The organism is Niveispirillum sp. FG148 (assembly GCF_057809655.1).
Genome location: NZ_JBMDKJ010000007.1, coordinates 129,602 through 151,291, shown reverse-complemented (window position 1 = coordinate 151,291; position 21,690 = coordinate 129,602). Strand labels below are relative to the sequence as shown.

The 21,690-nt window shown below is 63.4% G+C and carries 13 protein-coding genes; 3 read left to right on the top strand and 10 right to left on the bottom strand.

All coding sequences use genetic code 11. From position 1 onward, the window contains the following. Window positions 1–96 precede the first annotated feature (96 nt). The 3 genes from parC to recO form a co-directional block, all read right to left on the bottom strand. Complete coding sequence (parC, locus tag ACODTW_RS10325) at window positions 97–2,361, bottom strand: DNA topoisomerase IV subunit A (RefSeq protein WP_488945900.1); 2,265 nt, start codon at window positions 2,359–2,361, stop codon at window positions 97–99. A gap of 356 nt (window positions 2,362–2,717) precedes the next feature. Next, the gene (locus tag ACODTW_RS10320) at window positions 2,718–2,906 is read right to left on the bottom strand and encodes a hypothetical protein (protein ID WP_488945899.1); all 189 of its coding nucleotides are present in this window, start codon (window positions 2,904–2,906) and stop codon (window positions 2,718–2,720) included. Between the two features lie 56 nt (window positions 2,907–2,962). Then, window positions 2,963–3,727, bottom strand: a complete 765-nt coding sequence (recO, locus tag ACODTW_RS10315; protein WP_488945898.1) for a DNA repair protein RecO — start codon at window positions 3,725–3,727, stop codon at window positions 2,963–2,965. 112 nt (window positions 3,728–3,839) lie between these two features. On the opposite strand from recO, the gene ACODTW_RS10310 reads away from it, so the two are divergent. Further along, window positions 3,840–6,353, top strand: a complete 2,514-nt coding sequence (locus tag ACODTW_RS10310) for a sensor domain-containing protein (protein ID WP_488945897.1) — start codon at window positions 3,840–3,842, stop codon at window positions 6,351–6,353. Here ACODTW_RS10310 and ACODTW_RS10305 read toward each other — a convergent pair. After that, window positions 6,350–8,473: a methyl-accepting chemotaxis protein gene (locus ACODTW_RS10305; protein ID WP_488945896.1), complete on the bottom strand. Its 2,124-nt coding sequence runs from the start codon at window positions 8,471–8,473 to the stop codon at window positions 6,350–6,352. The genes ACODTW_RS10310 and ACODTW_RS10305 overlap by 4 nt on opposite strands. 484 nt (window positions 8,474–8,957) lie before the next feature. On the opposite strand from ACODTW_RS10305, the gene aat reads away from it, so the two are divergent. Further along, a complete protein-coding gene (gene aat / locus ACODTW_RS10300) occupies window positions 8,958–9,611 on the top strand; it encodes a leucyl/phenylalanyl-tRNA--protein transferase (protein WP_488945895.1) in 654 nt (217 codons plus the stop codon). Here the strand turns inward: aat and ACODTW_RS10295 are convergent. The 4 genes from ACODTW_RS10295 to ACODTW_RS10280 all read right to left on the bottom strand — a co-directional run bounded on the left by ACODTW_RS10295 (window position 9,545) and on the right by ACODTW_RS10280 (window position 12,231). Beyond that, on the bottom strand, window positions 9,545–10,072 hold the full coding sequence (locus ACODTW_RS10295; protein WP_488945894.1) for a DUF2155 domain-containing protein: 528 nt from the start codon (window positions 10,070–10,072) through the stop codon (window positions 9,545–9,547). The genes aat and ACODTW_RS10295 overlap by 67 nt on opposite strands. A gap of 103 nt (window positions 10,073–10,175) precedes the next feature. Next, complete coding sequence (mlaD, locus tag ACODTW_RS10290; RefSeq protein WP_488945893.1) at window positions 10,176–10,658, bottom strand: outer membrane lipid asymmetry maintenance protein MlaD; 483 nt, start codon at window positions 10,656–10,658, stop codon at window positions 10,176–10,178. 108 nt (window positions 10,659–10,766) lie between these two features. After that, window positions 10,767–11,156 (bottom strand): NADH:ubiquinone oxidoreductase subunit NDUFA12, encoded by a 390-nt coding sequence (locus ACODTW_RS10285; protein ID WP_488945892.1) that lies wholly within the window; start codon window positions 11,154–11,156, stop codon window positions 10,767–10,769. Between the two features lie 100 nt (window positions 11,157–11,256). Continuing rightward, on the bottom strand, window positions 11,257–12,231 hold the full coding sequence (locus ACODTW_RS10280; RefSeq protein ID WP_488945891.1) for a lysylphosphatidylglycerol synthase domain-containing protein: 975 nt from the start codon (window positions 12,229–12,231) through the stop codon (window positions 11,257–11,259). Between the two features lie 474 nt (window positions 12,232–12,705). Between ACODTW_RS10280 and ACODTW_RS10275 the strand changes: the two genes are divergently transcribed. Next, a complete protein-coding gene (locus tag ACODTW_RS10275) occupies window positions 12,706–16,497 on the top strand; it encodes a vitamin B12-dependent ribonucleotide reductase (RefSeq protein WP_488945890.1) in 3,792 nt (1,263 codons plus the stop codon). A gap of 10 nt (window positions 16,498–16,507) precedes the next feature. Here ACODTW_RS10275 and ACODTW_RS10270 read toward each other — a convergent pair whose 3' ends face one another. Together ACODTW_RS10270 and ACODTW_RS10265 are read right to left on the bottom strand one after the other, a co-directional pair. Then, window positions 16,508–18,007, bottom strand: coding sequence for a tryptophan halogenase family protein (locus ACODTW_RS10270; RefSeq protein WP_488945889.1), 1,500 nt, complete (start codon window positions 18,005–18,007; stop codon window positions 16,508–16,510). Between the two features lie 156 nt (window positions 18,008–18,163). Further along, window positions 18,164–21,139, bottom strand: a complete 2,976-nt coding sequence (locus tag ACODTW_RS10265; protein WP_488945888.1) for a TonB-dependent receptor — start codon at window positions 21,137–21,139, stop codon at window positions 18,164–18,166. Window positions 21,140–21,690 lie beyond the last annotated feature (551 nt).

Here is a 21,690-nt window from a genome sequence, read left to right as displayed (position 1 = left end):
TCTATGCCTGTGCCGTAATGGAACATACCTATCCATAAGGTGTGCTTTCCACCAGGAACGCAATCACCCGGGCAGGTAGCCCATGTCAAGACACCGTCAGTCGGTGAATTTGTTGTTCTTGGGGAAGCCGTTGGGCGGCAGTTTGCCAGGTGTGCCGCGGAAGGCGATCCAACCGGACAATTCCGGCATCGCGACGGTCCGGATACGGCCTTCGGCCCCGCCCAGCTTCCACGACAACCCGTCAGCCAGATTGAAGATCTTCACGTCGGCCAGGCTTGCATCCTTGTATTTCTGCAAGGCCACGCCCTTGCCGCGGGTCATCAGCGGCAATTCATCCAGCTTGAAGACCAGCAGCTTGCGGTTATTGCCGATAACGGCAACTGCATCGCCCTCCACCACCGTCACCAGGGTGGCCACGGCCCCGTCGGACGGGTTCAGCACCTGCTTGCCGGCGCGGGTCTGGGCCACCACCTCGTCCGCTTCCACCTGGAAGCCGCGGCCGTCGCTGCTGGCCACCAGCAGCTTCTGGCCCGGCACATGCGGCAACAGGGCGATGATCTCCGCCTCGCCCAGATCGGCCATCAGACGTACCGGCTCGCCAAAACCGCGCCCACGCGGCAGCTTGTCGGCACCCAGCGTGTAGAATTTGCCGTTGCTGGCAAAGACCAGCAGCTTATCGGTGGTCTGCACACGCAGGACGAACGCTTCCTTGTCGCCATCCTTGTACTTGGTCTCCGCCGCCTCCACCGCCGTCAGGTGGCGGGAAACGGCACGGATCCAGCCCTTTTCGGACAGGAAGACAGTCAGCGGCTCGCGCTCGATCATGGCCTCAACCGGCACCACCACCTCGGCCGGGGCATCCCCCACCTCGGTACGGCGTTCGCCCAATGCCGTGGAGCGGCCGAATTTTTTGTCCATCTGCTGAACATCGCTGCGGATGGCCCGCCAGCGCTTGCTCTCATCCGCCAGAAGATCGGTCAGCTTCGCCTTCTCCGCCGACAGCGCATCATGTTCCTTCTTGATCTCGAACTCTTCAAGACGGCGCAAGGAGCGCAGGCGCATGTTCAGGATGGCTTCGGCCTGCACGTCGGAAAGTGAGAAGGTGCGCATCAGCTCCTTCTTCGGCTCATCCTCCTCGCGGATGATGCGGATGACCTCGTCCAGGTTCAGATACGCGATCAGATAGCCGCCCAGCACCTCCAGCCGATGCTCGATCTCCGCCAGCCGGAACCGGGACCGACGGATCAGCACATCCTGGCGGTGGGCCAGGAAGGCGTGCAGCACCTCGTGCAGGTTCATGACGCGCGGCAGGGTGCCGCCATCCAACACGTTCATGTTCAGGCTGAAGCGGATTTCCAGGTCCGTGTTGCGGAACAGTTGTTCCATCAGCACGGCCGGATCGACATTCCGGCTCTTGGGCACCAGGATCAGGCGGATATCCTCCGCCGACTCGTCGCGCACATCGTCCAGCAACGGCAGCTTCCGCTCCGTCAGCAGTTCGGCAATCTTCTCCACCAGACGTGATTTCTGCACCTGGTAGGGGATTTCGGTGACGACGACCTGCCAGGTGCCCTGGCCCAGCGCTTCCTTCGTCCAGCGCGCGCGCAGGCGAAAGGCACCGCGGCCGGTGCGATAGGCTTCAACGATATTGGCGCGCGGCTCCACCAGCACGCCGCCGGTGGGAAAATCGGGCCCGCGGATCCAGCTGACCAGTTCATCCACTGCCACAGGCCGGCGCTTTTCCGGTGCCGGCAGCAATTCGCGTTCGATGATCAGGTTCAGGGCGCCACAGATTTCCCCCACATTGTGCGGGGGAATGCTGGTGGCCATGCCCACGGCGATGCCGGCCGACCCGTTGGCCAGCAGGTTGGGGAAGGCCGCCGGCAGAACGATGGGTTCCTGTCCGTCACCATCATAGGTGGGGCGGAAATCGGTCGCATCCTCGTCCAGGCCCTGCATCAGGGCCTTGGCGACCTCCGTCAGCTTGGCCTCGGTATATCGCATGGCGGCGGCGTTATCGCCGTCGATATTGCCAAAGTTCCCTTGGCCTTCCACCAGCGGATAACGGCTGGCGAAATCCTGCGCCAGTCGCACCAGGGCATCATAGACGGACTGATCGCCATGGGGATGGAACTTGCCGATGACGTCGCCGACCACGCGGGCCGACTTTTTCGGCATGGTGTTGGGGTCCAGCTTCAGCTGGCTCATGGCGAACAGGATACGTCGATGCACCGGCTTCAACCCGTCGCGCACATCGGGCAGCGAACGGGAGACGATGGTGGACAGCGCATAGGACAGGTACCGTTCACCGAGCGCTTCGGCGAGGCGTTTGTCCAGGATTTCATAGGCGGCGTCAGTCATGCCCTCATCCATACCAGATATGGTAGGGGCATGGGTACTGGGTTCTATACTGGCCTTAGGGGATAGGGACTATGGCTGGCGGCCGGCATAGAGCAGGCGTTCGATAATGACCAGATCATCACGGATGCGGAAATAGATCGAAACCCGGCGTTCAAAACCGACCATCCGCTGGTCGGGTGTGACGTCGGGACGAAAGCGACCTCAATAGGGGAACGTGCGAAGGCCCCTGCAATATGCTTCCAGCCGAGCGATGTAACGGTCAGCCACAGCGTCGCCTCGATCTTCTGCGATACGGATGGCCAAATTGGCCATATCAACCAGAGCCTCGTCAGAGAAACTGACCAAATACCGTGCTGTCATCGTGCCCGGTCGCGCAGCACATCCCGTACCCGCCGAAACGCTTCTTCCATCGGAACCAGCGAGGACGGATCGCGTTCATACCTCTCGCGAACCGGCAATATCTGCGCCCGCAGCCATGCCGGATCGGCGTCGGCGAAGGGGCCGAGATCTTCCACTTCCATATCCGTGGCCGGCTTGCCGTCCATGGCGCATCGCCTCACAAGGGTTGATGATTAGAATATAACATCGCGCGGATTTGCTGTCATCCCGCGTCGGCCGGCAGACCATGCGCTCGGCCATAGCGTTCCACAAACCGCCCGCGCGCCGCCGGCACCTCGGCATGGCGCTGGGCAAAGGCGCTGCGTTCCAGGAAATGGCCCGTCAGCGCCAATCCCTGCATCACCTCCGCCGGCCCGCCGTCGGACAGGCCCAGCAGGAAGGGCGGCAAGGGCAGCAACTTGTCCTTGTAGGGTTCAGCGGCCGATGCCGACACGGCCCGGCCCGTGCGCGGGCTGACATGGGAAAGCCCATCATTGCCGGCAAACAGGTCCGCCGCCTCCCGTCCGCTGACCGCACATCGCGTCAGGTCCAGGCCGAACCCCACCTCCTCCAGCAGCCCGATCTCCCAGCGGACATAGATCTCAGCCCAGACTTCCGTCGACAGGGCGTCGAACAGGGCCAGGGTCGCATCGAACAGGGCCGGATGAGGTTCCCGGTCGGCCAGCAGCCCTTCCAGCAGGGCGCAGGCCGATGCCAGACAGGCGAGTCGCAGCGGATCGTCCAGCAAAGGCGCCGCATAGGCACGTTCCAGCTCCAGCGACCAGGTGCCCAGCTGATCCGCCAGCCGCGCCCGCCAGCTGGCGGCCAGCAGGTTGCCCGGCTCCAGCGTCGCACGCAGTCGCGCGGATTGTCCGCCATGCACAAGCCCTGCATGCCGCCCGTGATCGCGCGTCAGCAGCAAGGCCAGTGCCGCCGTTTCCCCATAGGCGCGGGCAGAGAGCAATATTGCTTGATCGGTCCAGTCCATGGCGCAAGTGTATAATAAATAAGGCCCGCCCGCGAAGGGGCATGGCCCGCTTGCACGAAAGTGGTATAGAGTTTTGCGCAATCAATCTTTCCAAATCTGACCGGCCTCTCCCTTGCCCCAGCCCCTATGCGACGACGAACTGGCCCAGCGTTATATGCTGGCGGGACTTTCCAGCGGCGAGGCCGTCTGGGACTGGGACCTGATCGCCGATACCATGTTCCTGTCGCCGGGTTTCCGCGATCATCTGGGGCTGCCGACCGAAGGGGCCGCGACGGCCCCGCGTGACTGGTTCGGCCGCGTCCATCCCGACGACCTGCAATGGCTGGAAGCGACATTGCGCCCGCGCCAGGACGAGGGTGGCCGGCGGTTCGTCATTGAACATCGCGTGCGCAACGGTCGTGATGACTGGACCTGGCTGCTGGTCCGCGGCTCTGCCATCGCCGCTGCCGACGGCACCGTCACCCGGCTGATCGGAACCGCCAGCGACATCACGGAGCGCAAGGAGGCGGAGGAGCGCCTGCGCATCAGCGAGGAACGGCTGGCGCTGGCGGCGGCGGCCACCAATGACGGGCTTTACGACTGGGATCTGCGCACCGACCGCCTTTATTACGCGCCCCGCTGGTGGGCTCTGATCGGCCTGACGGTCGACAATGGGGGCGACGGGCCGGAGGAATGGCTCAATCGCGTGCATCCGGAGGATCTGATCTGGTTACAGGCTACGCTGGACGCCCAGATTTCGGCTGCCGGCAAACCGTTCCAGATCGAATACCGCATCCTGCATGCCCGTGGTGGCTGGCGCTGGATGCTGTGCCGCGGCATCGCCGTACTGGACGGCGCGGGGGAGCCGGTGCGTCTGGTCGGGTCACAATCCGACATCACCGACCGCAAGATCGCCGAGGAGCAGCTGCGCATCAGCGAGGAACGCTATGCGCTGGCTGCCCAGGGCGCCAATGACGGCCTGTGGGATTGGCGTATCGCCGAAGGTGAAGTCTATTACTCCCCCCGCTGGTCCGACATGCTGGGCCTGCCCGGCGGGGAATGGGTGGGCACGATCGAGGATTGGTTCGCCCTGATCCATGCCAGTGACCTGCCGGGGCTGCGAGCGGCCTTCCAACTGCATCTGTCCGGCGGCATCGATCATCTGGAACACGAGGCCCGCGTCCGCCATGACAGCGGGGCGGAGATGTGGGTGCTGATCCGCGGCGTCGCCATCCGCGACGAACTGGGTGACGCCACCCGCATGGCGGGGTCGATGACCGACATCACGGCGCGCAAACGGGCGGAACAGCAGGTGCTGTTCGATGCTTTCCATGATGGGTTGACGGGGTTGCCCAACCGGTCGCTGCTGATGGACCGCATCAACCAGACCATCGACCGCCGCCGCCGCCCGGATGATCCGCCCTGTGCCGTCATCCTGTTCGACCTGGACCATTTCAAGACCATCAATGACAGCCTGGGCCCCAATACCGGGGATGAGGTTCTGCGCATCCTGGCCAAAAGGCTGGAGGCGCAGCGGCGGGCCGGCGACACCATCGCCCGCGTTTCGGCGGACGAGTTCGGGGTGCTGATGGATGGCGTCGTCGATGTGAAGGCGGCGCTGACGGCCGCCCACCGGCTGGCGCTCGCCATTGCCGAACCGATCCTGCTGCATTCGGGCGAGGAGGTGGTGCTGACCGTGTCGGGCGGCATCGCCATGTCACATACCGGTTACGCCCAGGCCGCCGACATGATGCGCGATGCCAGCCTGGCCATGTTCCGTGCCAAGGGGGCTGGCCGCAACCGGGTCGAAGTGTTCGACGACGCGTTGCGTGCCCGCGCCATGTCGCGCCTGCGGACGGAAGCCGACCTGCGTCTTGCCGCAGATCGCCATCAGCTGATGCTGCATTACCAGCCCATCGTACGCCTGGCCGACCAGACGGTGGCCGGGTACGAAGCGCTGATCCGCTGGCAGCATCCGGAGCGCGGCCTGATCTCCCCCGCCGATTTCGTGCCACTGGCGGAAGATACGGGCCTGATCCTGCAGATCGGCCGCTGGGCCATGCAGGAAGCCGCAGAACAGCTAGCGCGGTGGCAGCAGGCCCATGATAGCGGCCTGTTCATGAGCGTGAACGTATCGGGCCGGCAGATGCTGGACGACGATATCGTGGACACCGTGCGCGATGTACTGACCCGCACCTGCATCTCCCCCGGCACCTTGAAGCTGGAAATCACCGAAAGCCTGCTGATGGACGACCCTTCGCGGGTGGTGCCCATGATGCAGCAGATCCGCGATCTGGGTGTCAGCCTGTCGCTGGACGATTTCGGCACGGGCTATTCCAGCCTCTCCTATCTTCACCGCTATCCGGTGAATTCCCTGAAGATCGACCGGGCCTTCATCAAGGGGGCGGGCAGTGGCGACCGGCGGGAGGAAATCCCCCGCATCATCCTGCTGCTGGCCAAGAACCTTGATCTGGATGTGGTGGCGGAGGGGATCGAGAACCCGGCCGAGGTGACCTTCCTGCGGTCGCTGGAATGCCGCTACGGCCAGGGTTTCTACTTCTCCCGGCCCGTACCCGCCAGCGAGGCGGAACGGCTGCTGCTGCTGCCGTCCCTGCCCGCAACGACAGGGCAAGGGCCCGCGGCTTAGCCGACCTGGCGCTGGCTGTCGGCCAGGATGATCGCCAGCCGCTCGCGCAGTGCCCGCATTTCCGCCGTTACCTGCGTCGCCCGCCGCCCCAGGTCCAGGGACAGGGTGCGGGTCTCGCTGGCGTCGGACGCCACGCTGCGGATGCGATCGGACACCTCGTTGGTGCCGTCGGCAGCACTGGTGGCGCTGGCGCTGATGCTCTCCGTAGCGGCGCCCTGCTCGTTCACGGCGGCGCTGATGGTGGCGGCAATCTCGTCGATGCGGCCAATCACCTCGTGCAATTGATGGATGTCGGCGATCACCCGCTCCGTCGCCCGCTGTACTGCCGTGATCTGGGACGTGATCTCTTCCGTTGCCTGCCCCGTCTGGGTCGACAGGGTCTTCACCTCCGCGGCGACGATGGCGAAGCCCCGACCCGCCTCGCCGGCCCTGGCCGCCTCGATCGTGGCATTCAGGGCCAGAAGGTTGGTCTGACCGGAGATATCGCCGATCAACTGGGCGGCCCGGCCGATATTGTGCGCGGCATCGGCCAGCTGCGCCGCCACGGCGCGCGTCTGGCCGCCACGCTGTACAGCGTCATGCACCATGTCGGCCACTGCCGTCACCTGACGGCCGATCTCCCGCGAGGATGAAGCCAGTTCCTCTGTTGCGGCCGCGACATTCTGAACATTGCCGGTCGCCTCCTGCGCGGCCACGGCCACGCCGTCCGACTGTTCACCCGTGCGGGTGGCGGCCCCCGACATGCTGTCGGCCATGGTGGCAATGCCCGCGGCCTCGGCCAGCACGGCCTCAACGCGGCGGGTCATCTCCTGTTCCAGCGCCAGGGCCAGCCCCCCCAGCCGATCGGCCATCTCCTGCTTATGGGCACGCTCGCGTTCCTGCTCTTCGACCTTCAGCCGATCCATCTCCTCGGCGTTGACCCGGAACACGTCGATGGCGCGGGCCATGTCCCCGATTTCATCCTGCCGCCCGGTGCCGGGGATGAAAGACAGCCGCTCGCCCCGCGCCAGCCCTTCCATGGCCTGTTCGATCTGGGCCAGCGGCCGGGTGATCGACCGGACCAGCAGCAGTGACAGGCCGCAGAACAAGGCCACCAGGATGCCGCCGATGGCCATGGTCAGGCGTTGGGTATTGACGCGGATATCCCGTTCCGCCTGCTTGGCATCGGCCAGTCCGGCGCGGGTATAGGAGAACAGCCTGTCGATCAGCGGCGTGGTTTCCGCGAAAACACCCGTGAATTCCTTGACGGCGGCATTCTGCTGCGCGGTGGCATCGGCCAGGGCCACCATGTCCTGCCGATATTGGCGGGATAGGGCGTCGATGGTTTCCTTGGTCTGCGGGTCGAACTGCGTTTCGGGGATGAAGAAGGAGAATTCGTTGAATGCCTTGCGATGCTGGCCCAGATACCGGTCCTCCCCCGTCAGCAGGAAGGATTTCTCGGCATTGCGCATCTCCGCCATGCCGACGAACAGCTGTGCCCCCATGGTCACGGGCCATTTCTTCAACTCGGACTCGGCGGCAGTCACCGATTTGAACATCTGTCCGCGCAGCCCATCCTCGTCAGAGAAGCCGACGGTGCGCGCCGCATCGGCCACTTTGTCGAAGGCCGCCGTCAGACGGCCCAGCCGCTCCGACAGGGCGGTGATCGTGTCGACCTCATCGGCCGCCGACGGATGGGCGGACAGATCGGACACCGCCTTTTCCACCTCCGCCAGGGTGGCTTTGAAAGCCTCTCCCGCCGCACGGTCATGCTCACGCAGGAAACGGGTCGCATGCAATTGCAGCGCCGTGGTCCGGCGGTTCAGATCCGCCGCCGTTTCGGCGAAGGCCGACAACTCCGTCATCCGGTTGGTCGCATGTTCACGCCTTGCATCACCGATCAGGAACAGGCCGGCCGTCATTAGCACGGTCAACAGGGCCGCCCCGACCAGGAAGCCGATGCGTGTGGAGATAGACAGTTGCGCCAACCAGCCACCGTCCCCCTGTCGCCGGCCAAAACGCCAGTCGCCGCCATCGAACAGGTTGGCCCACCATTGACCCACGCTCTTGTGGCGTTTCAGGTGGGACTCCGCGGGGTCCATCGCCTGCGGCGTCTCGTTCGTCAGCGTCAGTTCCGTCATGCCGCACATCCCGATGTTGGGGTTCAGGAAACGTCGTCACTGTTCCAGGCAGTTGGTCCGTCGATAGAACGACCGACGCACCTGTACGGATGACATAGAGATCGGTTGATAAACAGAATGTCGCAATTCCATGAAGTTTCCATGACGTCATGCAATCAATCGGAGTCATTTTCAGGGATTCTGCGCATTACATCGTTCGCATGCCCCCCATGCGACTAACTTTCGATGATTTTAGATAAATCCTTGATGGTGGTTTTTTGACATGCACTCAGGCAACAGGTGGATACGGGGAATGGATTCTACGTAATCCAAGAATTCGCCTGGCATCACCAGACAGATTACATGGAACTGGTATAAACCAGAATATTCGCTGCCGGGCCTGCGGGACGCGCTGTGGATGCCGCCAATGGCCAGTTCATTTGTGCCGGGACATGCTTGTTGCTATGGTTATCCGCTAAACCCCGCCACCAGACGCCAGGGGATCATGGGGATATTGACACCGGAGTTGCTGATCCGCGCCTATGCCGGCGGGGTTTTCCCGATGGCGGAGAGTGCGGACGCGGATGATCTCCTGTGGTTTGATCCACCATTCCGGGGGGTGCTGCCGCTTGACGCCTTCCATGTGCCGCGCCGCCTGCGCAAGACGGTCCGGCACTTCCCCTTCGATGTGCGGGTGGATGGTGATTTTCGGGCCACCATGCAGCATTGCGCTGAACCGGCACCCGACCGGCCCCAGACCTGGATCAACGCGGAAATCATGGAAGCCTATTGCCAGCTTCACGCCATGGGCCATGCCCACAGCGTCGAGTGCTGGCAGGACGGGCAGATGGTGGGCGGGCTCTATGGCGTGTCGCTGGGTGCGGCCTTTTTCGGAGAAAGCATGTTCTCCCGCGCCACGGACGCCAGCAAGGTGGCGCTGGTGCATCTGGTGGCGCGACTGACGGCCGGCGCCTTCATGTTGCTGGACACACAGTTCCTGACGGAACATCTGTCACAGTTCGGTGCCAAGGAAATCCCGCGCCACCGCTATCGCGCCTTGCTGACAAAGGCCGTTTCGGCCCAGGCCGATTTTCACTGCCTGGAGGATGAACGGGCCTTGGTGTCCGACTTCCTGCAATCCTTGACCCACACGTCATAGACCGGGTGTTCCATGGCCGACAGGGCCGGGCTGGACGCGAACATCCAACCATTGAACACCGGCACCGCGGGCCCATCCGGGCGTCTCTCCTGCACATCCAGGAACGCCGCTGATTCCGGCGGATCAATGGGGGCCGACTTGCGGCAGGATTTGACAGTGATGGACAATTGCCCGAACGACACCACCTCCCCCACCTTCGCCTCGAAGGTGGAGGTGCGGGCGGTGACCTTGTCCAGGCCCTGCAAAAGCGCGATTGGCATCGGATCGAAGGTGCGGGCGGGTGGTGGCGGCGGGGCCGGCCGCTGGACGGTACCGGGGACCGGCATCGGCGGCTCCGCGGGGATGGCCGGATCAATGGCTGTCGGCGCCGGCGCGGACGACGGCCCTTCCTGCTGGGCCAGGGCTGCGGGACCGGCGAGCGCCAGTGTCAGGCACAGGGGAAGCAGGAATAAACGGGGCATGCTATGGAACCAGGGTTGCCGTGAAAGCGGTGCCGTCAGTGAAGCGGCCCATTCTGGCGGTATCATGGCCGCGGCAGAGATGACCTGAGGCCCAGCAAGCCGATCAGGGATGGTCCGGCGCGGCGGCGGCATCGCCCTTCTTGTCGCTGCTGGAATTGAAGATGAAACGGCCCAGCAGATCTTCCAGATTGACCGCGCTCTGCGTGTATTCGATACGGTCGCCGGCCTTCAGCTTGTCCTCTTCCCCACCGGGGTCGAGCTTCAGATAGCGCCCGCCCAGCAGGCTTTCGCTGGCGATGCTGGCCGTGGTGTCGCGCGGCAGCTTGACATTGCTGTCGATCTCCATGCGCACGACCGCCTGATAGGTCTGACTGTCCAGATATTGCTGGGTGACCGTGCCGACCTTGACGCCGGAGATGCGGACATCCGACCCGGCAGCCAGACCGCCGGTGCTGGTGAACCGCGCCTCCAGCGTATAGCCGGAAACGGATTTCACATTGCTGGTCGTATAGGCGAAGAACAGGAAGAAGCCGGCGACCAGCAGGACGACGGCACCCATCACTGTTTCGATCACATTCCGGTTCATGGACAGATCAGCTCCCTGACGCAACCCGGGCACGATAGCCCCGGCCTTAAACGCACATGGCGGCGCTTTTGCGGCGCCGCCATGGCACACATCCCTAGATAGGGACGATCAGTTCGGCGTCCAGGCCTCGTAATCGCCGGTCGCCTTGTCGCGCTTGCCGCCGGCGAACAGGTGGCCGGGCGGACGATAGGCCTGGACCGTCCCGGTCGGATTGGGTTGATGCGGCTGCTGCCAGCCCTTGTGGAACTGGCTGTCGGCCGCCAGCGGGGCTGCCATGTTGTAATGGATCCAGCCGTGCCATTCGGGCGGCACCTTGGTCGCCTCCGGCTCGCCCTTGTAAAGGACCCAGCGACGGGCCTTCATGCCGGGGCGGGCCTTCTTTTCCTCGAAATAGCGATTCCCGGCCGCGTCGGACCCGACCAGACGGCCGGCGCGCCAGACAAGCATACGGATCTGGATGTTGGCCATCCAGGTGGCCAGGGAAATGCGATCGCTCATGGTTATTCCGTGATGCGCAACGAAAGACGGCGGGGACTATGCACCGCCGCCGGGGAGCTTGTCCACTGCAACGCGGCATACCCTGCCCCCATGCGTTCGTCTATGGCCCCTTATGCCCGCGCAGTCGGTCGGCGGCGCGGCCGAAGCGGCCCGTATGATGGCGGATTTCCCAGATGGCGATGCCCATGCCGGCCACGATCAGCGGCAGGACATAATAGATAAAGCGATAGGCCAGCAGGGCGCCCAGGATGCCGCTGGCCTGATCCTGGTCGGCCATGCCCAGCATGATGATGGTCTCGAACACGCCAATGCCGCCGGGCACATGGCTGAAGATGGCCACGATCAGGGCCGCACAGAACAGGGCGACGAAGGAAGTGAAGGGCACATTCACGCCCACGGGCAGCAGCATCCACAGGATGGCCGCAGTCACCACCAGTTCGGCCGAGGCAATGGTGATCTGCGACAGCACCCCTCCCCAGCTGGGCAGTTGGATGGTCCAGCGCCACAGCTTCACGGGCTTGCGCGTCACGGCCGCGATGCCGACCACGACGGCCAGCCCTGCCAGCATGGCCGCGCCGATCAACTGCACCGCCACTTCCGGGATCTTCAACAGGACCGACACGGGATGCGGCCCGGCGATCATCCCGACGGCCCCCGTGAAGGTCAGGCCCAGCGTGAAGGTGGTGGTGGAGAAGACCACCACCTTGGCCACATCCCCGGCCGTCAGCCCCGCATTGCCATACGCGCGCAGACGCACGCCCGCCCCGCTGATCACAGCCCAACCGACATTGTTGGAAATGGCATAGCCGCAGGACGCCGCAAATGCCGTGGTGCGATACGGCACCTTCTTCTTCAGATAGATCAGCGCGGAGACATCATAGAGCGTGAGCAGCCAATAGGCGCCGCAGGTCAGGCCGATGGCCTTCACGACCTTGGACAGCGGCAATCCCTCAAGATAGGCCAGCACTTCGGCAAAGCTGATTTCCGCCATGACATGGCGGACCGCGATCACCAGCAGGATGGCCAGGAACAGCGCCGTCGCCACCCCCAACAACATCTTCTGCCGTCGGCTCATGCCGTTGTCGGCCTGGCCTTGGGTCGCGTCTGGGGACGGAGGATCGGGCTGTGGGGTCATTCAGGGCGCAACACGCGTAGCGGAAACCGGCAACATCCGGCTGGCGCACCCTGCCACCGTTGCGGACGGAATGAAACCCCCTGTCCGGTTTGGATATGCCTGTCGGCGGGACACCTGGCCCAATGCACCAGACGAGATGGGGATGCGCACGACTCCGGCAAGGGGGCTGTCATAAAAATCCAGCCTTTCCGCCATTCCCGTGACCACCTGCGACATCGCGTCCGTTCCATTGCCGTCAACCACAAGAAGCAGTGTATGCCCCTGATATAGACAACAAAATCTAGTTGCCGGAGGGGCATCGCTGGCCTAGCCTTCGGGCTGTCACCATATATTGCGGTGCGGGTGCAGCCGGTCCCCAGGGGCGGGAAGACGGCTGTCCGCACCGCGGGTTTTGTCTGGAAGGGGCAGAGGACAATGCGTATCGAACGCCGTTTCACCACCGGGGGTCAGGACGCCTATGCCGGCATCCCGTTCCGACAGGCGACGAGCGAGATTCGCAATCCCGACGGTTCCATCGTCTTCCAGGCCAAGGACATCGAAGTGCCGGCGGAATGGAGTCAGGTCGCCTGCGATATCCTGGCCCAGAAATATTTCCGCCGCGCCGGCCTGCCCGCCGCCCTGAGGGCGGTGGAGGAGAATGCCGTCCCCTCCTTCCTGTGGCGCCATGTCGCGGACGAAAAGGCCCTGGCCTCCCTGCCGGCGGATGCGCGCACCGTCGGGGAGACGTCGGCCAAGCAGGTTTTCGACCGTCTGGCCGGCACCTGGACCTATTGGGGCTGGAAAGGCGGCTATTTCGATACGGACTCGGACGCATCCGCCTTCTTCGACGAAATGCGCTTCATGCTGGCCCGTCAGATGGCGGCCCCTAACAGCCCGCAATGGTTCAACACGGGCCTGCACTGGGCCTATGGCATCGACGGTCCCAGCCAGGGCCATTTCTATGTCGATCCCGAAACGGGCGCAGTCGTCCCCTCCCGCTCCGCTTATGAGCGGCCGCAGCCGCACGCCTGCTTCATCCAGTCGGTGGCCGATGATCTGGTGAATGAAGGCGGCATCATGGACCTGTGGGTCCGCGAGGCGCGTTTGTTCAAGTATGGTTCCGGCAGCGGAACGAACTTCTCCCGCCTGCGCGGGGAGAATGAGAAGCTGGCTGGCGGCGGCAAGTCGTCGGGCCTGATGAGCTTCCTGCGCATCGGCGACCGCGCCGCCGGCGCCATCAAATCGGGCGGCACCACCCGCCGCGCCGCCAAGATGGTGACGGTCGACCTCGACCACCCCGATATCGAAGCCTATATCGACTGGAAGGTGGTGGAAGAACAGAAGGTCGCCGCCCTGGTCACCGGCTCCAAGCAGGTGTCCCGCCACCTGAACATGATCATGGCGGCCTGCAATGAAGGGATCGGTCCGGATGCGGAACGTTTGGACCCGACCAAGAACAAGGCCCTGAAGCGGGCCGTCATCGCCGCCCGCCGCGATCTGGTTCCGGAAAATTATATCCAGCGCGCCATCCAACTGGCGGGCCAGGGTTTCGCCGGGATCGATATCCGCACCTTCGACACCGACTGGGATTCGGAAGCCTATCTGACCGTCAGCGGCCAGAATTCCAACAATTCCGTGCGCGTGCCCAACGGCTTCCTGGAAGCGGTGGAAAGTGACGGTCCCTGGAACCTCACGCGCCGCACGGATGGCAAGGTGGCCAAGACACTGCGCGCCCGCGACCTGTGGGACAAGATCGGTTATGCCGCCTGGCAGTCGGCCGATCCCGGCGTGCAGTTCGACACGACCATCAATGAATGGCACACCTGCCCCAATTCGGGCCGGATCAACGCGTCGAACCCGTGCAGCGAATATATGTTCCTGGACGATACGGCCTGCAATCTGGCGTCCATGAACCTGATGGAATTCCGCCGGACCGATGGCAGCGTCGATATCGACGCCTTCACCCATGCCTGCCGGCTGTGGACCATCGTCCTGGAAATCTCCGTGGCCATGGCGCAGTTCCCGTCGCGGGAGATTGCGCGCCTGTCGTACGATTTCCGCACCCTGGGCCTGGGCTTTGCCAATATCGGCGGTCTGCTGATGGCCGCCGGCCTGCCCTATGACAGTGTGGAAGGCCGCGCCCTGACGGCCGCCATCACGGCGCTGATGACGGGTGTCGCCTACAAGACCTCGGCCGAAATGGCGCGGGAGCTGGGGCCCTTCCCCGGCTATGCCGCCAATGCCGAACCCATGCTGCGCGTCATCGCCAACCATCGCCGCGCCGCCCATGGTGCCCGCACCGGTTATCAGGGCCTGTCGGTGGCGCCGGTGCCACTGGTCGGTGACGAATGCCCCGATGCCGATCTGGTGGCCGCCGCCCGCCGTGCCTGGGACGAGGCGCTGGACCTGGGCAAGGAACATGGCTACCGCAACGCCCAGGCAACCGTGATCGCACCGACGGGCACCATCGGTCTGGTCATGGACTGCGACACGACGGGCATCGAACCCGACTTCGCCCTGGTGAAGTTCAAGAAGCTGGCCGGCGGCGGCTATTTCAAGATCATCAACCGCGTCGTGCCGGAAGCGCTGTCGCGTCTGGGCTATGACGACGCCACCATTGCGAAGATCGAACGCTATGCCGTGGGTAACGGCACGCTGGTGGGCGCGCCCGGCATCACCCATGACCGGCTGCGCAAGCTTGGCTTTGGCGATGCCGAGATCGAGCGGGTGGAGCAGGCGCTTGAGGCCGCCTTCGACATCAAGTTCGTCTTCAACAAATGGACGCTGGGCACGGAATTCTGCACCGATGTGCTGAACATCCCGGCCGACCTGCTGGACAGTTCCGGCTTCGATCTTCTGGCCCATCTGGGCTTCACGAAGAAGGAGATCGAGGCGGCCAACGTCTATGTCGCCGGCGCCATGACCCTGGAGGGGGCGCCGGGCCTGAAGGACGAGCATCTGCCGGTGTTCGACTGCGCCAGCCCCTGCGGCAAGATCGGCAAGCGCTTCCTGTCGGCCGAGGCCCATATCCGCATGATGGCGGCAGCACAACCTTTCATCTCCGGCGCCATTTCCAAGACCATCAACATGCCCAACAGCGCCTCGGTCACGGCCTGCAATGACGCCTACATGCTGTCCTGGCGTCTGGGGCTGAAGGCCAATGCGCTTTACCGCGACGGGTCGAAGCTGTCGCAGCCGCTGAACGCCCAGGTGCTGGAAGAGGACGAGGATGATCTGCTGGACGAGGAGCAGACCCTGGTCGAACGCATCATGGAAGCGCCTGCCGCCGCCCGCGTCGCCGAAGTGGCAGAGCGGGTTGTGGAGCGCACCATTGAACGCGTGGTGGAAAAGGTCGTCCGGATCAGCGACCGGGAAAAGCTGCCGCAGCGGCGCAAGGGCTACACCCAGAAGGCCATGGTCGGCGGGCACAAGGTCTATCTGCGCACCGGCGAGTATGAGGATGGTCGCCTGGGCGAGATTTTCATCGACATGCACAAGGAAGGGGCCGCTTTCCGCTCGATGATGAATAACTTCGCCATCGCCGTGTCGCTGGGCCTGCAATATGGCGTGCCGCTGGAAGAATATGTGGAGGCCTTCACCTTCACCCGCTTCGAGCCGTCGGGCATGGTGCAGGGCAACGACGCCATTAAGATGTCGACCAGCATCCTGGACTATGTGTTCCGGGAACTGGCCATCTCCTATCTGGGCCGCAACGATCTGGCGCACGCCACGCCGGAGGATCTGCTGCCCGACACGATGGGACGCGGCGATGCCCAGGCCGATCTGGCCGGCATGCCGGAAGCCGCCAATACGGCCCCGGAACTGCCCGACAATGCCGCGCGCATGACCCAGGAGACCCTGGCGGCCGTAGCCCGCATCGCGTCCACCGGCTATGTCCGTTCCAACCTGCGCGTCGTGCCGGGCGGGCAGCAGAGCCGCATTGTTACCGCCTTCCAGCAGGCCACCACGACCAGCTATGCCGCCACCGGCACCGACGCGCCCAAGGCGTTCAGCGGCGGGACAACAGTGCATTCCGACAGCCTGTCCAGCACGGCCCTGCGCGGCGGCGCCGTGGGACGCCAGGACGCGCGCTTTGAACGCATGAAGGAAGCCCGCGCCCGCGGGTACGAGGGCGACCCCTGCCCCGAATGCGGCAACATGACCCTGGTTCGCAACGGCACCTGCCTGAAATGCGACACCTGCGGCGGCACGACGGGCTGCAGCTGAGGAAGGCGGCTTACGCCGCCTTCTGTCCCGCCAGGAACGCCTCATGCGTCGGCATGCTTTCGGCGGCCTGGCGGATGCGGGTGCGCATGGTGGACATCCGCTCCCGCACCGCCTCGACCGGGTGCATGTCGACCAGGGGATCGTACCCCGCCGGCTCGATCCCCTGCCCCAGCATCACCGCGATCCAGCTTGTATCCGTGAACAGGGCGCGGGCACGGGTTGATATCCGGCCGCGGCGGCGGAAAAGCTCGATCCGGCTTTTCAGGCTGTCGGGAATATCCATGGTCCGGCAATGGTTCCAGAACGCGCTGTCGGACCGTTGCGTCACATGATAGTGCAGGATCAGGAAGTCGCGCACCGCCTCGAACTCGGCCTGCGCCAGGGCGTTATATTCCGCCACTTCCGCCGGATCGATGCGACCGCCGGGGAAGAAATCCAGCAGCTTGGTGATGCCCGTCTGGATCAGATGGATCGACGTGCTTTCCAGCGGTTCCAGGAACCCGGACGCCAGACCCAGCGACAGGCAGTTCTTCACCCAGGCCTGTTTGCGCCGCCCGGTGACGAAACGCAGCAGCTTCGGCTCAGCCAGCGGTTCCCCGTCCAGGTTCGACAGCAGGATGTCGCGGGCCTGTTCCTCCGCCATATGGTGGCTGCTGAACACATGACCATTGCCGACGCGGTGGCGCAGCGGGATGCGCCATTGCCAGCCGGCCGCCCGCGCCGTGGATCGTGTATAGGGCGTGATGCGGCCATCACCGGATGAAGGCACGGCCCAGGCCCGGTCACAGGGCAGCCAGTGCGTCCAGTCATCGTACCCCGTCTTCAGCGCCTTTTCGATCAGCAGGCCGGTGAAGCCCGTGCAGTCGATGAAGAAATCGGCCGTCAGCCGCTCCCCATTCTCGCAGATCACGGCGTCGACGAACCCGTCCTCCCCGCGCAGAGCCACATCCACCACCTTGCGATCCATCCGCACCACGCCCAGCCTTTGCGCATAAAGCCGCAGATACTGAGCATAGAGCGAGGCGTCAAAATGATAGGCGGAGCCGACGACGGACAGGATGCTGCGCGGGTCGGTGACGGGGGCCATGTAACGGCCCAGCTTTGCCATGACGCTGCACAGCGAATAATCCTCCAGACTGCCACCCTCCCCCAACTGGTTCAGGCGCAGCCAATATTGATGCGTGTAAGTCGCATCCAGACTGCCGCCATGCACACCAAACGGGTGGAAATAGCTGTGATCCAGGCGCGTCCAATCCCGGAACTCGATCCCCAGCTTGTAGGTGCCGTGGGTGTATCTCAGGAAATCCTGCTCATCCAGACCCAGCATATGGTTGAAGCCGCGGATGGCCGGGATCGTCGCCTCCCCCACGCCGACGGTGCCGATCTCACTGCTTTCCACCACCTGGATCTGACAATGGCGCCCTACGGCCCGCGCCAGGGCCGCCGCCGCCATCCATCCGGCCGTGCCACCGCCCACAATCAGGATGCTGCCCGGAAGATTGCCCGTCATGACGCCTCACTCCCCAAAATCCGCGCAGGCTTGTACCGCCCGCTTATCGACTGGAAATGACGATAACCCTTGGCCCCGTGGATGAAAACCGCGGGCCCAAGGGCTATTGAAGAAGAACGGGCGCCGGATTTCCCCGGCGCCCGATACCATGACGCTTTACTCGCCCAGCTTGAACCGGATGCCCGCCATGATGCGCTGCGAGCCCGAGCTGTAGGTGAAGGGCAGGTTGGTGTACTGCAGATACTGGCTCTGGTCTTCCTTGGTCAGGTTGATGCCTTCCAGGGTCAGACCGATCTGGTCAGTGACCTGATAGGCGATCTGGGCATCCAGCTGACCATAGGACCGGTTCCAGATCCCCAGGGTGCGGTTGACCGCGCCGTCGCCGAAACCGAAATTGCCGGCAAACGACTTGTTGCGCCAGGTGTAGGAAACGCGCGTCTCCAGACCTTCATATTCGTAATAGAGCTGACCATTGAAGGCGTGCTTGGACACGCCGGGGATGGGCAGGCCTTTGTCGAAATCGTTGGCGATCGGCGACTTGCTGTCGGAGTAGGTGTAATTGACGTTGAAACCGACGCCGAAATCGAAGGCGTACTGCGCGCCCAGTTCGAAGCCCTTGATGCGGCCACCCTCGCCATTGACCGGACGCTGAATCGGGGTATTGCGACCACCGGCCTGATCCATGACGAATTCGGGCTTGGTTTCCGTGGCGATAAAGCTGTCCACTTCCTTCCAGAAGCCGACGGCCGACACCAGACCCTGGCTGCCGAAATAATATTCATAGCCCAGATCGAACTGCGAGGCGCGGAACGGATCCAGATCGGGGTTGCCGGCCGAACCGTTGGTGGCTTCGAACAGGTTGGTGGTCGGGTTGCGGGTGAAGTCGACACGGAAACCGCGACCCAACTCGAACAGGTTCTGGCGGGCCACAACGCGCGAAGCGGCGAAGCGCACCTTCTGGCCTTCATCCAGGTCGAAGACCATGTTCAGGCTGGGCAGGATGTCCGTGTAGGTCCGTTCATTCGCCACCGTCTCATAGTCGCGCAGAACGCCGTTCCAGCTGTCGGTACCCAGATAGACCGGGTCCGGATCGGTGGCGCGGTTCTGATAGACGGTGAGGTTGGTGTGGATCAGGCGGGCGCCGACATTGATGTGGTAGCCGTCGCCGGCATCGCCGATATCGGCCATCAGATAGCCGGAATGCGTTTCCTCCTTCACTCGGAAGCTTTCCAGCGGATCTTCATAGAAGGCGAACGGGGTCGACGGATACAGCGCCTGGATCCAGGCGGCCCCATCCTTCATCTGGCTGCGATCCTGGACCAGGACCTTGCCGCCCACCATGTCACCGGAGGAGAAGAAATTGTTGATGGTCTCCACACGGCCAGCCGCCCCGGTGAAGGTCTGGAACGGTGTGATCAGCGGCGGGGAATTGCCGAAGCGGTTGTCGCACTTGGCCGGAATACCCGGCGTTCCCTTCGGCAGTTCGCAGGACTTGAAGCCGATGGCGCCGTCCTGGAAATAGCCATAGGGCGTCCACTTCTGACCGAACTTCGTGCCATCCAACTCGCCCTTGCCGGAATAGTCGGCCAGATAGCGGCCACGCGTATAATCGACATCGCGCGAGGCGAAGCGATAACCGGCGGACAGGTGAACATTGCCGGACTTGATGAATTCCGGGTCATATTCGCCATCGGCGCGCAGCGAATAATTTTCCAGATCTGCGCGGTCACCGAATACCCAGTGCGACTTGAAGTAACCATAGGCCGGGTTGGTGTAGAGGTCCGGCGTGCTGGCCAGGCTGAAGGACGGCAGGACGCCATTGCCATTATTATAAGTGAACAGGTAATTGGCCGGTGCCGCCGGGTTGGCCGCCTGGTGGCTGTAACCTGTCGCGCTCTTGGCATCGGCCGTCGGCACACTGTACTTGGTATAGCGCACGTCATTATTAGCGCTGTCACTGAACAGGCTGGACTTGGCATAGGCGCCGCGCACAGAACCGCGGAAATTGCCGCCGCCATCATATTTCAGCTTCAGGCCGTAATTGTCGGCATCGACGCTGGAATTCTGCACATAGGAGATCGCCTCGGCCGAATTGGCGATCAGGGTACCGTTGATCAGCACACCGTTGCTGTCGATCGTATAGGGCTTGGTGGCATCCAGGCCCGGGCTTTCGATGGCGAACGGGAATTTCAGCGAGGCTTCCGACGTCAAAATATCGGATTCAGAGTGGAACCACTCGCCCGACAGTTCCAGGCTGTCGGACAGGACCACAGCGCCGCTCAGCGAGCCGCCGATGCGCTTGCGCGACTGGTCGCGGTCGGTGGCGTAGCGGTATTCGGGTGCGTAGTAATTGGTCTTCACCGTGGCCTTGTCGCCGCGCTCGGCAAAGCGCCAGTTGCCGCGGTTCTGGCCCTGCAGAACGTCCGTCTGCACATTCTGCTTGTCGTAGGACAAGGTGCCGATGAAGGCGGCCTTGTCGCCCCAGTTATAACCGAAAGCCGCAGCACCCAGCGGCTTCCAGCCGCCTTCGGCGTGGCTGGACTTGGCGCCGCGGATGTTGCCGGCCACCGTGTAGCCCTCATCCAGCGCCAGCGGATTGCGGGTCTTCAGGTTGACCGTGCCGCCCAGACCGCCTTCCAGCAGCCTGGCATTCGGCGACTTATAGACATCGACCCCGCCCAGCAGTTCCGACGGCACGCCTTCCAGACTGTCGGTATTGCGGTCCTGGCCTTCACCCAAAGTGAAAACCTCCAGACCGGTCAGGAAAATCTCGTCGTTCAGCAAGGTGACGTTCTGGTCCAGACCGCGGATGCGGACCTTGGTCCCCTGCCCGTTATTGCGGTCGATCTGCACGCCGGACAGGCGCTGCAGGCTTTCGGCAATGTTCTGGTCCGGGAACTTGCCCATGTCCTCGGCGGTCACGGACTCGATGATCTCGTTGGCATTGCGCTTGGTCTGCAGCGCATTGGCCAGCGAGGCGCGGAAGCCGGTGACGATGATCTCGTCCAGCGTCTGTTCGCCGCCGGCCGGGGCCGCGGCCGGCGCCTGCTGCGCCAGAACCGGCAGGGTGGCGCACAAGGCGACGGCCGCCGCACCACCCAGATAGAATCCAAGATTGAATTTACGCGACATCTCTTTCCTCCCATGAAGGCGTCAGAGCCATTAAGGCATTTTGATTTATTTATTGCCCGGCATGCGGGCACATCTGTGGCGGATCCATGTCAACCTCCTCCCTGGCGGCTGGTGGGCAATTTGGCCTTTAGGCTGTTCTTGATGGCCCGGTTTTCACCATGAACAATATTGACAGCGCAGTCAATAGCGTTTGATAACGCTGTCATTCGCAAGGCCAAGTCAGGATATCCGTTCGCAGTGCAGCAAAAAACCCCAGTTTTGCTGGAGTAAATGAGGTTGTCTCGGCGACGAGCGCCAAACAGGAAATGCCCTTGCATACGATTGACATCGCTGCCAATGGCGGATACAAACATTGGCGACTGACGAACATGTCGTCGGTCAACATGTTGAAATACAAGCGTTATGTATGATAACGCTAACTTAACGACCTTGCCCCGCGACCGAATCGGTCAATGGTCCATGGCGTCAGATAGCGTTGTCATAGTTGGAGACCAAAGTCCGGGCGGAATTCCATCGCTGTCCCGTGTGGATTTGCAAGGCAGCGGCCAAAA